12 protein-coding genes and 2 pseudogenes are annotated in these 13,249 nt (G+C 47.6%); 6 read left to right on the top strand and 8 right to left on the bottom strand.

Annotated features, from left to right (window positions below; all coding sequences use genetic code 11):
- The first annotated feature begins 78 nt into the window (after window positions 1–78).
- The 3 genes from AC6I7A_RS11610 (at window position 79) to AC6I7A_RS11620 (ending at window position 2,371) form a co-directional block, all read left to right on the top strand.
- A complete protein-coding gene (locus AC6I7A_RS11610) occupies window positions 79–954 on the top strand; it encodes a LysR substrate-binding domain-containing protein (protein WP_058957648.1) in 876 nt (291 codons plus the stop codon).
- A gap of 170 nt (window positions 955–1,124) precedes the next feature.
- Window positions 1,125–1,940: a hypothetical protein gene (locus tag AC6I7A_RS11615; RefSeq protein ID WP_058957647.1), complete on the top strand. Its 816-nt coding sequence runs from the start codon at window positions 1,125–1,127 to the stop codon at window positions 1,938–1,940.
- A 122-nt stretch (window positions 1,941–2,062) separates the two neighbouring features.
- Entirely contained in the window at window positions 2,063–2,371 is a 309-nt protein-coding gene (locus AC6I7A_RS11620) for a chorismate mutase (RefSeq protein ID WP_058957646.1), read from the top strand.
- 125 nt (window positions 2,372–2,496) lie between these two features.
- Here the strand turns inward: AC6I7A_RS11620 and AC6I7A_RS11625 are convergent, their stop codons facing one another.
- Window positions 2,497–2,787 carry a Bor family protein gene (locus AC6I7A_RS11625; RefSeq protein WP_058957645.1) on the bottom strand — a complete coding sequence of 97 codons (291 nt, stop codon included), beginning with the start codon at window positions 2,785–2,787 and terminating at the stop codon, window positions 2,497–2,499.
- Between the two features lie 382 nt (window positions 2,788–3,169).
- On the opposite strand from AC6I7A_RS11625, the gene AC6I7A_RS11630 reads away from it, so the two are divergent.
- On the top strand, window positions 3,170–3,910 hold the full coding sequence (locus AC6I7A_RS11630; protein WP_058957644.1) for an SDR family oxidoreductase: 741 nt from the start codon (window positions 3,170–3,172) through the stop codon (window positions 3,908–3,910).
- Window positions 3,911–4,157: 247 nt separating this feature from the next.
- Here AC6I7A_RS11630 and AC6I7A_RS11635 read toward each other — a convergent pair whose 3' ends face one another.
- Window positions 4,158–4,559: a hypothetical protein gene (locus AC6I7A_RS11635; RefSeq protein ID WP_058957643.1), complete on the bottom strand. Its 402-nt coding sequence runs from the start codon at window positions 4,557–4,559 to the stop codon at window positions 4,158–4,160.
- Between the two features lie 432 nt (window positions 4,560–4,991).
- Between AC6I7A_RS11635 and AC6I7A_RS11640 the strand changes: the two genes are divergently transcribed.
- Both AC6I7A_RS11640 and AC6I7A_RS11645 read left to right on the top strand, forming a co-directional pair.
- On the top strand, window positions 4,992–5,513 hold the full coding sequence (locus tag AC6I7A_RS11640; RefSeq protein ID WP_230200871.1) for a DUF2778 domain-containing protein: 522 nt from the start codon (window positions 4,992–4,994) through the stop codon (window positions 5,511–5,513).
- A 39-nt stretch (window positions 5,514–5,552) separates the two neighbouring features.
- A complete protein-coding gene (locus AC6I7A_RS11645) occupies window positions 5,553–5,825 on the top strand; it encodes a hypothetical protein (protein ID WP_058957642.1) in 273 nt (90 codons plus the stop codon).
- Between the two features lie 430 nt (window positions 5,826–6,255).
- Here the strand turns inward: AC6I7A_RS11645 and AC6I7A_RS11650 are convergent, their stop codons facing one another.
- From AC6I7A_RS11650 to AC6I7A_RS11675, 6 genes and pseudogenes are all read right to left on the bottom strand, one after another.
- Window positions 6,256–7,857, bottom strand: coding sequence for a methyl-accepting chemotaxis protein (locus AC6I7A_RS11650; RefSeq protein ID WP_058957641.1), 1,602 nt, complete (start codon window positions 7,855–7,857; stop codon window positions 6,256–6,258).
- Window positions 7,858–7,981: 124 nt separating this feature from the next.
- A pseudogene (locus tag AC6I7A_RS11655) lies at window positions 7,982–8,162 on the bottom strand (DNA cytosine methyltransferase); the annotation flags it as partial.
- Between the two features lie 453 nt (window positions 8,163–8,615).
- Window positions 8,616–10,175 (bottom strand): methyl-accepting chemotaxis protein, encoded by a 1,560-nt coding sequence (locus AC6I7A_RS11660; RefSeq protein WP_058957640.1) that lies wholly within the window; start codon window positions 10,173–10,175, stop codon window positions 8,616–8,618.
- A 601-nt stretch (window positions 10,176–10,776) separates the two neighbouring features.
- Window positions 10,777–11,213: pseudogene (locus AC6I7A_RS11665) on the bottom strand (mechanosensitive ion channel family protein); the annotation flags it as partial.
- Between the two features lie 314 nt (window positions 11,214–11,527).
- Window positions 11,528–11,869, bottom strand: a complete 342-nt coding sequence (locus AC6I7A_RS11670; RefSeq protein WP_153009206.1) for a hypothetical protein — start codon at window positions 11,867–11,869, stop codon at window positions 11,528–11,530.
- A 413-nt stretch (window positions 11,870–12,282) separates the two neighbouring features.
- The gene (locus tag AC6I7A_RS11675; protein WP_058957639.1) at window positions 12,283–13,146 is read right to left on the bottom strand and encodes an SDR family oxidoreductase; all 864 of its coding nucleotides are present in this window, start codon (window positions 13,144–13,146) and stop codon (window positions 12,283–12,285) included.
- Window positions 13,147–13,249 lie beyond the last annotated feature (103 nt).

Raw genomic sequence — 13,249 nt, forward strand, 5'->3', positions numbered from 1 at the left:
ACGCATCTTCGCAGGAAAGCGGTGTATTATCGCGCGATAAATAATCCTCTGAGCATGTAGAAAAACTACAGGATAACTATGCCACTCTCACGTCGCGTTCTGCCCTCACTGAATGCCCTGCGGGCGTTTGAAGCCGCTGGCCGGAAGCTGAGTTTCCGGGCGGCGGCGGCGGAGCTGGGCGTCACGCAGGGGGCGGTTGCGCAGCAGATTCGCGCACTGGAAGATCATCTGGGCATCCGCCTGTTCAACCGGCTTGCGCGCGGGCTTTCGCTGACGCCGCAGGGGGCAGCCTGGCTTGCTGACGTGACGCGCGCGTTTGATATGCTGGTCGAATCAACGGACCGATTGCTGGCGCGCCCGGATGTGGTGACGATCAGCGTGACGCCGACCGTCGCCGCCAGACTGCTGATCCCCCGGCTGGGCCAGCTTCAGGCAGATCTTCCTGACATTGAGTTGCGCACCGTCGCCACCGAGGCCCTGTCCGATTTTTCCCGTGACCAGGTGGATATCGCGGTGCGGCTGTCACGAACCGCCCTGCCCGCGACTCTGGAGAGCGCGCTGCTGTTTCGTCAGCATCTGATCGCCGTTGCCAGCCCACATCTTCTGGAGGGGCTCAGCCTGCCGCTGACCGCCCGTCAGATCGCGTCGCTTCCGCTATTGCATGACGCGCATGACGGCTGGCCGCGCTTCCTGCAGCAGGACGGAAAGCTGCCCGGCGCCCGCTTTAACCAGACCACCCTTGCACTGGATGCCGCGATGGCCGGCCAGGGCGTGGCGCTGACGAGCCGGGCTTTTGTGCAGGCCGATATCAAAGCGGGTCGGCTGGTCGTGGTGGCTGACGCGGGCGATAGCGCAGGTGACTATTATCTGGTGCGCAAACGTACGGATCTGCCTGGCAGGGCTGCGCAGGCGGTGTGGGAATGGTGCCTGGATCATCTCGGCGAATGTCCCTGAACCGGACATCGCCACTAAAACGCGTTAACCTTCTGATTATCCGTTGATCTCAGATAATCACTGACTGAACAGATGAAATCTGCTTCCCTCTTCTGTCCGTTAAGCGTCAAGTTTTCTTATGAACACCCGATATTATTATCAGGCTTCTTTCACACAACATGGAGAGAGTAATGATTAGCTCAATCGATAACGGGTTTAAAGAGAGTGACGTTTTCAGCAAGCAGGAGAGTATGCCCAAAACTATTCCGCTTGCCCGGGAGACGGTCAACAGGCTGATTGCAGATGCCCCTTCTTCGACCACACAGCTCAGCAAGGAGGCAATAGATAAAAACCTGAAAGAAGTGATTCAGATACGCAACAGCACTATCGAAAAAAACAGCAGCACGACGAACGGCATTACCAACGATATCGACACCTGGTTTTCCGCTTTACAGTCCCACTCCTCTCTTTCTAAAACCGATATGTCCGGACTGATTTCCGATGCCCTGCACTCCTATACCGGCTCCGGTAACTCCACAACGCTTTCAATGGATCTGGCCGTCACCCAGGGCATGTTAAATAAACTGGTTGAGCGATTTGTTCCTGCGGATCAGCAGGCTGAGAGTTACCGTGAAGTGGAAAAATTTGTGTCAGATAAGGCCTCTGCGCAGGATGCTGTCCTGCAGGATCTTACCCAGCGCTCACTGGATATCGCCCGCCAGTACGGCGACACGGCAGGCGTCACGCAGTTTGAGCAACAGCTGGATAGCATCAGTCACGGTGAGCATGCCACGCAGAAAGAACGGGATGCCATGCTCAGCATCACTGACACCACAGCGAGCAGCGCCGGCTGGTTATCCGCCTTCACGCAGCTGGTGCACAACAGCGGTGATAATGATTTTTTCAAACGCATCAGCTATGACCATATTTCACAGCTGGCAACGCGGATCGAGCAGTTCAATAACAAGGCAAACCATTTTGACGCGGGCTTCTCGCTGACGCAATAACGTGGCCTGAGCCGGGTAACGAGGGGTAAGCCTGACGGGCTTACCTTTTCCCGTTGCCGCTGGTTTTCAGCCGACACCTGCTGTATCTTTTCGAACTATCGTACTAGCTCACAGGTTCAGAAATAATGTTCGCCACACTTGAAGAGGTCAGAAAAGAGATTGATCGGATCGATGTTCAGCTGGTGAGCATGATTGCTCAGCGTGCTGAATGTGTGAAAGCTGCGGCAACGTTCAAAGCCGATCACACCGCAGTGCGCGCGCCAGACCGGGTGCAGCAGGTCATTGATAAAGTCTGCCGACTCGCGGCGGAGAAAGGACTTCCTGAGGTCATTATTGCGAAGGTGTACAGGAGCATGATTGAGGCGTTCATAGAGTATGAACTTGCGCACCATGCGCAGATCGGCGACAACCCACCTGAAACGGTGAATTAACCTCTTTGTGCGTGCGTGTTATTGCCGGGACAGAGGCTGTCTGATGGGGCGAACATGGCGACAGCTATCAGCGATCATTTAATGAAAGGCGCAGAATGAGGCCGGCGAACCGGCCTCAGGCATGATCAGATGGCGCAATAAACGCGCGCTTCACGTGGCGTGTAGATACCAAACGTCACCACGCCCAGTAAGCCATTAACAAAGGTCTGCTGCACTTCAACCCGACTGACTTTTTCCTGGCCGCCGCAGACCTGCGCCGCATCAATGCTCTTACGCTGACCGATACCTGAAACAAAGAACGGCTGGCTGGTGGTTTTCGTCGCCGCCCCAACCTGATTCTGTTTCATTACGAAAGTCTGCTGCGCACAGCCGGTTAAACTCAGAGCCAACAGCGCCGCAACACAAAGCTTGTTCATAAATATCCTTATCGTTTGAAATGTACAAATAAATGCTGAGTGAAATCATCACTCAGCCAGCCATCAGGTTATCGACAGCGAAAGCGAAACCATTAGAAATATTTTTGGATGATGACTGTGCTTCTCGCTCGCCGCAGTGACATGCTCCCTGTAAATGAATACAAGCCTATGCAAGCAAATTATCTAAGTGTAATAACAGCCACAGATGTGCTCTTTTCGCTTATAACGGACACTGGCTTGTTCATAAGTCCCTTCGTGCCAAAAGCGGGCGTCCACGCAGCAATCCTGTCATTCCCATGGTTACGTAATGAAACAGATGACTGATAGTGTTTTTATTACGTAAGGTAAATGCTGATTCCGCAGCTAAATAAAGGAAGTAAGCATGGGTAGATTTCAGGGTAAACGTATACTGATCACGGGCGGCACCAGTGGCATCGGGCTGGCAGGCGCTCAGCGTATTGTTACTGAAGGTGGCCACGTAGCCATTACAGGGCTTAATGAAGAAAGGCTTGAACGTGCACGCGGCTTACTTCCTGCGACATCGCTTATTCTGAAAAGTGATGCTGCAAGCGAAGCTGACATAAACGGACTGGGGGAAGCTATCAGAGGCTGGGGTTCACTTGATGGATTATGGCTTAATGCTGGCTTTGCAGAGGTAGGCTCTCCGGAATCTGTCACTGCAGACTCTTTCAATCATATGATGAATGCTAATGTGCGCGGTCCGATGCTACAGCTGGCCGCGCTTTCCAAATCGCTTAATTCTGGCGCATCCGTTCTGGTAACGTCATCCTCATCGGCATATGAAGGTGCGGCAATGACGAGCCTGTATGCAGCGACGAAAGGTGCCGTTATTGCCATGGTCAAAAGTTGGGCATCTGCGCTGGCTGAACGCGGTATTCGCGCCAACACGTTGGTGCCGGGTCCGATTGAAACTAACTTCAGGCATTTTATGCCAGAGACGTCGCGTCAGCAGTTCGAAGAGTTTGTGTTAAGCCAGGTTCCTTTGGGCCGCGCAGGAACAGCAGAAGAGGCCGCTGCAGTTGCGCTTTTTCTGCTATCCGATGACGCATCCTACGTTACTGGCGGCCAGTATTCTGTAGATGGCGGGCTGATTCATTACTGATTGTTAGCGGGTTTCAGGAAATTAGTTGAAATCAACCGAATAATGTCCGCTTTTTGCCCATAGAGGACATTGGCCTGCACAATGTCCGCTTTGTGCCAAAAGCGGACATTGAGATATGCTAATTATGATTCGCAGGTCAACTGAAAGATACAACTTGTACATCTACAAACAGCATAAAATATTAATAGAAAAAACTGAGTAAGTAATCGAACCTTTACGCATTTATTAATGCCGCTAGCTTTAATTATTATGAAAATAACTTTGAAATTAATTTACGCCATAAAGAACTCTTCTTTACAGTGTCAGCCGATAAACTAGCCCAGGATGGATTTCTCAAATCACTCGGTAATAAATATTTGCGATCGTCATCATCGACAACGAAAGCATCGAGCTTGCTCGCTATCTGCAACATTTTACAATACAGGGCCTCACAGGGCTGCTTAGTGTAAATCCGCCCATCACACCATTCAAGCCAGGGTTCATCATGTGGCTGATGGACATTCCATGTAGCAAAGAAATCACCATTCTTTTTATCTATTGATAATTCTTCATCACTATCAACGAGTTGAAGCCATTCTTCACTCTTAATTGGCTCATTTGCACTATCAAACCAATTTTCTGTTCTTACGATATGAAGTTCCCAGCCCATGAACACCTCCATTTTTTATGAATATTACCGTTATTAGAAATGTTTAAGCTAAAGCCTAAGATTTATGTTGTGAGTATGCACCAAACAATACGAGGTCAGCCAACTTTAATGATCAGATATACTTGTAGTCAAAAAAGATTACTCGGACAGAGCGACAGTGACCTTCCCCGCTTTGATTTAGTCATTACGAATCTAGTCATTTAACATCAGTTGTGAGAGTTGCGGCTAACGTCCGCAGATCGCTCATAACGGACCCTAGCCTGCCGAATTCCGCGTTGTCCCAGAAGTGGACGTGAGTATTTGTGTTCAGGATTGCGCCGAGGCGCCCTGACGGAGCGCGGCAAGCAGTCTTATGATAAATAACGCTGTCTGGCTTGCAGAAGAGCTCTGGCTGTCAAGCGCCAGCCTGCCCGTTAACTTCTCCAGGGTGGAATGATGACATTGCCCGGTTCACTGGCTTGCCTTATAACCTACATGGAGCGTTTAATGCAGTTAATGAGAATGAGCTACGACGATCTGACTAAGGGCGGTGGCGAGGCAAAACTGCACGTTTACGGGGTAGGTACCTTTCCGGTCTTTTCCGGCCAAAAGCCTTATACCAATGATCCAAATTTTACCTACAAGCCTGACAGTGCCATTCCGGTCGGGCGCTACTGGATTGTTCCGCGTCCAGAAGGCAGTATCGCTAACCGGATCAGAGGATGGGCCGTCGACACCTGGAACAGCTCAAATCATTCAGAGTGGTTTGCGCTCTTTAATTCGGAAACGATGAGTGATTCCATCTTCATCAATGGCGTTGCCCGCGGCGGTTTCAGCCTGCATCCTCTTAGTCCAGACGTCTCCGGAGAAAGTGAAGGGTGTATCACCTTCGTACGGCGTACTGATTTCTATACGGTAAGACAGGCGCTGCTCCGGAGAAAAAAATTCGCGTGCCGTGCTCGCGAAACAGCCTGATGGCATACGGCTATGTTGACGTTCAGGGAGAAAGTAACTTTGCAAACTGCAAAATTCGCTAGAAAAGCAGCGGTTTTTTTCGTCTGCTTTATTGTGGCCTTTATGGTTTCGCGTTACGGAATGCCACTCTATCCGCTGACGGCGTGGCTCGTTGAGCATTCTCACCAAATTTTCAGCAGTTATCAGGATGACGTATACGAAGCCGGTACGGATCCGGTTACGTTCTTTTCCCTTGTGACCGTTATCGCGTTTTACGCTTTAGCCATATATTGGTTAGTAAAAATGGCAATTAAAAAAGTAAAACGTGGGTAGGCTGGTTTCAGTAAAAAACGGAGGTTTTATACTGCCCTGTACTTCTGTCTGAAAATCAACACCAAAAAGGGTTCGCGAGCGGGTTGTTATATTTATTATGGCAGAACGTCCCTGCTGCTATCATTTTGACGTCTGCTTCCCGCTCACAACAGCCCCTCACTGATTAATTGTGTCAAATCAACAAAACCTGTCAGCTAAAGTCTGAGCTGATACACCTCCATACGAGTGTCAACACGGTCAATATGCGACGCTTACTGATAAATAGCCTGTGGAAGCGAAAGCATTTTGACTGTTCAGGCGTGATGCGACTGCCCTGAGTAAATGCTGGAACCCGGTCTGCAGTGATACAATGCAACGTTATCTGTTGCGATCCCCATTAAGCTCTTAACTGACAAGTATTACGTCATTCACGAGCTTTTTATCTCTGCACTTAAGCTGCATCGACGCGGAATTGCTGTGCCCGCTGCGCGAGGCGATCAGAGAGTTCACGCAATTGCGTAGCAGAATTGACCTGATGGGCGTTGAGCGCTTCGTTTTGCTGCAGCTGGTTACTCATCTCCACCACTTCTTGCGCAATTTTACTGACGCGATGACTTTGCGCGATGCTATTTTGCTGTAACTCATCCAATTGTGTTACTACCCCCGAAACCGCGCCGCTGATTTGCGTGAACAGCACTTCCAGCGCCTTAACTTTGTCAAAACCATCATTCACATGCTGCTGAGTGTGCTGAATTAAACCATCAATCTGACGTGTTGATTCACCACTCTTTTGCGACAGCAGTCCCATCTCTTTGGCGACAACGGAGAAACTGCGGCCGTACGTTCCGGCGTGAGCGGATTCAATGGCGGCATTTAACGACAGTAATCGGGTTTGCATTGACAGACTATCCAGCATGGCGACAATCCCGGCGATATCGCCCGAGGCAGCAACGATCTGTTGCATTTTAAGTTCCATATTGTCGACTTCCGCGACGCAATTGCGCATCAGAGCATCAGCTGACTGCGCCTCCTGTGTGGCCTGCTGCGAGAGCTGTGCACCAATTTCGACTTCTTCAGACACGCGGTATAAACGCTGTGACAGATAGTGGAAGCTGGCATTCTGCGCCTGATGTTGCTGCATGAACTGTTCGTTATGCTGCTGCATATCTTCTGCACCGGCCGCCACGCTGACCGCAACATTATTAATGTCACTGACAATCTGCTGCAGACCGAAGCGCATCGATTCGATCGACTGAAACAGCTGGCGCGTCTCTAAACACAGGCGACCCGGCGTGTCATGGTTCGGTACCAGGTCGCCTGTTGAAATCTGTTCCAGCTGTCGGTTGGCTCGTCGAAGCGGCAATAGCACGCCGCGCATCAGCAGGCTGGAGGCCAGCACCAGTAGCGCCATCAAAATGGCACTGACGATCAGCGACATATTGCGGCTCTGCTTCAGTGTACTGAGGGTAAGTTGATTCACGCTGCTCAACTGATGGTTGGCCTGTTCAAGCTCGCTGAACCAGGCATCGTTAAACTGCTGCTGGAATGCCTGCATCGGCACAATAAAAAAGGCATTAATGTCATTGGCTGCTAACCCTTTCAACTGCTCTTGCAAACCTTCCGCTAACATCGCGAAGTCCTGAGCCAGGGGGCTGTCCGCTTTAGCATGGTAGGCGGTGAACAGCGACTGGGCTTTTGTTAACGAATCCCTGGAGGCGGCCGCCAGACTTTTCCAGCTATCGACCGAGCCGCTTTGCTGATCCTGCATTAAATAGATACCGGCGCGGTGGCTGTTATCACTGGCAGTGAGCAACTCGATACGTGCTTTATCCAGCAGGGCCAACCTTTCCCGCAGTTGATTGGCTTGCTCAAGTGAAATTTGCGTCTGATTAACGTGATTACTAAGCAGTATTACGCCCGCGAACTGCAGTAAACAAAACAGCACGATAAACAGCAAAAACTGGCTGTGAAGGCTGGTGAGCCAAAGCGGCATACGCCAGGTAAGACGCGTGCGTAAACGTAGCGGTAACGAGATTACAGAAAGGAGTGACATCTAATGACCCCAAAAAAATAAAAAAGAGTATTGGGAGTGGGCATGACAATTTGGTGACAGCGGACGCGATTCAGCGCAAAACAGCATAATGCGCGGCCTTAAAAAAAATTATGGCCCTGTGGCGCTAAGTTTTTTGGCTAAGATGTTGTTCGATGAGCGGCAATAGTAGCTGCTCCACAGCAGTAAAAACCGGAACCACCATGGCGTTTCCAAACTGCCCGTACGCCTGAGTATCCGAGACCGGAATACGGAAATGGGCTTTGTTCCGTAGCCTCAAATCCCATCAGTCCGCTGGTTGCACATTCTGCCAGCGCGGCGCCTTCCCTTGAGGAGCAAGCTGTCCTTCTGCGTCAGGCCGTTGCAATATTTAAAGCCGGCAGGTCTGACGAAGACCTTACTGAAGTTGTAACGCCTGTAAAAGCTGTAAAAAGACGACCGTGATGACCACAATTAGCTCATAGCGGCCGTTGCGGCGCAACGGTCTGTCCACGACAGAAGCGGACGTTTCCAACATTGCATTTACTAATCCGCGTAGAACAGATCTTACCGCATAGTAATGCAAACATGCCGGGATCATCAGGGACGTCTTTTCAGGATACGGACAGGGAAAGGTGCCGGAAACGGCCGTCAGGCAGCAAACAGGCGCAGAGAAGTCTTAATGTAAATATCACTATTGACGTAAAGCAAGGATATCCAAAAGTTGTTTTCAGCATTTGAATATCCCGCCATCTGATTTATTCGTTAAGCGACATATCGAATTAGCCGGTTTTAAATGAATCAACTACACGATTCAGATTCACGGTTTCACTCTCAACAAGCATTACTGCTGATGAGGTCTCTTCAGCCAGTGCAGAGTTTTTTTGGGTAACAGTGTCAAGTTCAGAAATAGCAATGTTGATTTGCTCAAGCCCCTTGCTTTGTTCATCCGTAGCGGTTCTGATGTTATGCATTACATCATGTATCTCCAGTATCGCATCATAAACGCCTGAAATTGAATCCTGAGCGACATCAGATAGCTTTGCACCTTCTTCAATTTCCGTTACTGAATCACTAATAAGATCGCTGATTTCCTTCGCTGACGATGAGCTTTTTTGCGCAAGATTCCTGACCTCTCCGGCTACGACAGCGAATCCTTTTCCGTGCTCGCCCGCCCTGGCTGCCTCAACGGCCGCATTCAGTGCCAGGATATTGGTCTGAAAAGCGATGCTTTCAATAATGCCGGTAATATCGTTAATTTTTGACGATTTTTCCTGCATGGTTTTCAACCTGTCTGACAGTGACAGGACTACGGATTTACCCTGTTCAGACTTTGTTCTGGTGTCGTTAATCAGTTCAGATACATCAGCAGAGTTTTGCGCGTTATTTTTAACCGCCACAGTCATTTCCTCCATACTGGATGCTGTCTGAACAATAGACGCTGCCTGCTGTTCCGTGCGGGCTGAAAGTTCATTGTTGCCGGAACTCACCTCACTGATACCCTTGACAATATTCAGTGACCCCTCTTTTATCTCGGAAATTACCCTGATAAGGCCTGACTGCATCTCACTGAGTTTAAAGAATAATCCCCCTATTTCAGTTTTGCGAGGGAATTCTGTTTTAACCTCACTGGTAAGGTCGCCTGACTGAATACGTTCCAGTTGCGCATAAACCTGTGACAGGGGTTGGATAAGCACGTTTTTAAACACCCTGATAAGTCCGAAAATAAATATGAGATTGAAAATTATCATTCCATAGAAAAACACAGTCACCTTAGAGTAAGTCTCGCTGCTTTTTTCGGAAATATGGACGCTGATATCTGCCACCCTGCTTCGCCATGCATCATAATCGCTTTGCATTTTATCCTTATAGGGGCCGGCATTAATCGAGAACATAAGGTTGACATCCTTCTTATAGCCATTATTTAACGACTGCTGCAAAATGGCTGAATATGCCTGAAAGCTTTTCTGGAGAGATTTTTGTATATCTTCTGGCACTCCCCTGATATCAGCCAGTTGCTGATAGCTGGAAAAATCTTTTCTTGACTGACTAAGGATCTTTTCACCATGGGCAATAAAATAATTTACTTTTTCACTGCCCGGACCATCTTTGATCAACCACAGAGCAATCCGGTTAGTGTCTGCTCTCACCTCGTTTAACTGTGTCCAGATGTCGCTCAAAAGCCGTACTTTTTTACTCACAACGTCAGCGTTTCTGAAATTATCTCTGTCAGACTTTAAATAGTTGAGAAATACTAATCCTACGCAAAGCTGAATAACGATGATGAATATGCCACTGGTGAGCAGTACTCTTGAAAGTTTAAATTTTCTGATGACCGACATTTTAATCTCCCTCTAAAAGATAAAATTTCTATCGGCAGCGTTACCGGTAACATTAGCTTTTTCTGATGAGATGAATACACTATTAATTTGAGAAAATGCTGATAAAACAACCAAATTACTTTATTGTTATCTTTAGATTAAATTTGTTGCATTCTTATTAAAAACAAACAAAAAGGTATTTGCCGTTCAGGCAGGGTAAAATTTTGAAGATTTGTTTTTTTACAGTAATTAAGACTTTTAACAATAAAAAAACATTAAAATGTAACGAAGATATGTATTTGAATATCCATCTGTAAGCAGATATTTACTCTGGAGAATTTCTGGGAAATTGATAAGAATATATCCGCCTGCCTTCGTTCGAAGGACTTTGGAAAGTCTGCTTCTCGCTTATAGCGGACATTACCCTGCTTACAGTGCCTGGTATGTGGCTACGCTCTGTAACATCCGGACGAATATCCGATATGCGCATCCGCTTAGTGTGAATTTTCTGCACCAGGCACTCAGGTTACGGCACCCGAAGCAACCAGAAGCACAAATGAGCCTGTTACGGCTCATTTGTGTTCATTCAGGAGTGACCCTTCCTTGGCGCGCTCAAAACCACTTAATCCGCCACGCCTGAAACTTGCTCAGCCCCCCTCTCTCCCTTCTCACGCCCGCTATCCGTCAGCGACGCCCTTACCTGCGCCAAACTTTCCGGGTAGTTCTGCTGAATAAACTCGATCATCTTTTCCCGCAGGTAGCAGCGTAAGCTCTGCGCGGTCATCAGCATCCTGATGGTCATGGTTTGCTCGGTAGTATCGATCGGTCACCTGAAGCACCTGAGGTTCCCCATTCCAGAGGCTGGTTTCGCTCAGCACCTTTTTAAGTGCGTCCGCAGGGGCTTAAGCGGCATTGAGTAGTCAACATAGAGAAAGACTGAACCCAGAATCTGAGTGTTGTTGCGCGTCCAGTTCTGGGAAGGATTTTGGGTAAAGTCGGTAATCGGCAGCACAGATCCCAGATCCGTACCACCACATAGCTCAGGGTAATCTCCTCAATCGAAAAAATTGACCGGGTTAGTAACCGCTTCATCAATGTCAGCCTGATAGCCACTGAATCTGATAAGCATGATCGACAAGCCACGCCGTCTATTCTCTCACTGAACGTCAATATAGCCGTAAACGATGTGATATCCGCTCATTTATTGCTGAAGGAGGGATTGGGCTGTCGGGACAGGGATTAAGCATTGCAGGATATATACAGCTGTTATCATCTGGGCCGGTCTTACGGCGTCATTTATCACTGGCGTTGCTCATAAGGTCACCTCAAGATCTTCGCGTTCGCCTGAACTGCCGGTTGCCTGCAGAGGGGTTTCATTGGTGACGGAACATCTCATTGAGGTAATACCTAACATCCTGCGCAAAAAATTTAAACCAGCGCAGCTTATAAGTAATAAACCCTGTGCGAATGAATCCTTCATTTTTTAAACTTAAATTGGCACAGGAAGTAGTGAGGCTGCATCCTGAAATGACTAAGTTCTTAGCCACAACTTCATAATATCGCGGATATTTTTCTTTTCCACCATTGATTTCTGACTTAGAAAGCGCGAAATCATGACTTTCTCCCGACTCTGCGTTAGAAAACGTCATAAAAAAGAAGCAAAAAGACGCTACCAACGCTTTCATTAAAGTCTTTTTTATATTACGAATATTCAATCCTAATTTCCCCTCAGCCTCACCTTATGCATATCCATAGAGATACACAAAGAGATATGTTTACATAATACTTCTGAAGAAAGCATCGCTTACTTTTCTATTTTACAACTATTATGATGAATGACTTTATCAAGTTTTTCTAAAACCGAAATTTACCTAAAGGCAAAATATTGTCACCCGCAGATAAATAAAGCAACTCAGGCTAAGCGAACTTTGTTCCCTCGTGCTGGTATGATGATCTTTCCACACCAGTCCTGGCTAGCATGACTAAACTGGATATTCTAAAGCTTTACATGCTTGTAAAACAGGGCCATATAACCGGGTATTGATAAAATCAAATGGGCTTCCCTGCCTGTATCAAGACCAGAAAATATAAAAACACAACTTAATATCGACACCAGGATTAGATTGAATTACTCCTGTCTTTGTTTTATTTCGTTAATAATCACCTGCTGAATAGATAGCGTTTTTCTTCCTAGCAGGATAGAGAGATCATTACTGTCACTAAATAACTCGCCCTCTTGCGATAGCTTATCTGCTTCAATAACAACATCTGCAATCATTTCAGGTATGTTAACTGATAAAAGCACTTGTTTAAGATCATAATAAGATAAATTGAGATAATCGATTTTTTTTCCGCTCAACTCGCTAAGTTGACTAGCTAACTCAGGCATGGAGTAAGAATCACTACCCGCAAGCTCATATACTTTTCCAGAGTGCCCAGCCTGAGTTAAAACCACAGCGGCAGCTTCAGCATAGTCCCCCCTGGTAGCAGAGGAAAAACGTCCTTTCCCTGATGAGCCTAACAGTACACCATGCTGGAGAGCCTTATTAAGATTCTCAGTATGGTTCTCTATGTACCACCCATTACGCAGGATGGTGTACACCATTCCACTTTGTTTAATATAACTCTCCGTCTCTCTATGACTTTTTGCCAACGAGAACGCCGAAGTATCCGCACGTAATTGGCTAGTATAAGCAATTAAACTCACGCCAGCCTGGCGCGCAGCATCAATGACGCTTTTATGCTGTCTGAACCTTTCACTGGGAATCACAGCCGAAATCAGTAACAGTTTTTTAATGCCAAATAACGCAGCTGATACTGTTTCAGGTTTATCATAGTCGGCTTGTTTAATCTGTACCCCCAACTTTATAAGATCTCCTGCGTCTTGAGGGTTCCGGGCAAGGCCAACAATTTTTTCAGCAGGATAAAAGGAAAGAAGCTTCATAATGACTTGCTTACCCAATTTACCGTTTGCACCTGTCACTGCAATCATATTTAACCCTTTAAATTTAACATCAACGTATAAGAGAAAAGTGATCTGACCTAAGAGGGTTTAGTTTCACTGGAATCAGATTCGATGATATACAGAATGCAGA

This window comes from Type-F symbiont of Plautia stali, from assembly GCF_059731105.1.

What these genes read in the sequence shown, in the direction of transcription:
- AC6I7A_RS11610 (WP_058957648.1), top strand. Translation starts at nt 79, where the DNA reads ATGCCACTCTCACGTCGCGTTCTGCCCTCACTGAATGCCCTGCGGGCG.
- AC6I7A_RS11640 (WP_230200871.1), top strand. Translation starts at nt 4,992, where the DNA reads ATGATGACATTGCCCGGTTCACTGGCTTGCCTTATAACCTACATGGAG.
- AC6I7A_RS11635 (WP_058957643.1), bottom strand. Translation starts at nt 4,559, where the DNA reads ATGGGCTGGGAACTTCATATCGTAAGAACAGAAAATTGGTTTGATAGT.
- AC6I7A_RS11675 (WP_058957639.1), bottom strand. Translation starts at nt 13,146, where the DNA reads ATGATTGCAGTGACAGGTGCAAACGGTAAATTGGGTAAGCAAGTCATT.
- AC6I7A_RS11650 (WP_058957641.1), bottom strand. Translation starts at nt 7,857, where the DNA reads ATGTCACTCCTTTCTGTAATCTCGTTACCGCTACGTTTACGCACGCGT.
- AC6I7A_RS11615 (WP_058957647.1), top strand. Translation starts at nt 1,125, where the DNA reads ATGATTAGCTCAATCGATAACGGGTTTAAAGAGAGTGACGTTTTCAGC.
- AC6I7A_RS11660 (WP_058957640.1), bottom strand. Translation starts at nt 10,175, where the DNA reads ATGTCGGTCATCAGAAAATTTAAACTTTCAAGAGTACTGCTCACCAGT.
- AC6I7A_RS11630 (WP_058957644.1), top strand. Translation starts at nt 3,170, where the DNA reads ATGGGTAGATTTCAGGGTAAACGTATACTGATCACGGGCGGCACCAGT.
- AC6I7A_RS11625 (WP_058957645.1), bottom strand. Translation starts at nt 2,787, where the DNA reads ATGAACAAGCTTTGTGTTGCGGCGCTGTTGGCTCTGAGTTTAACCGGC.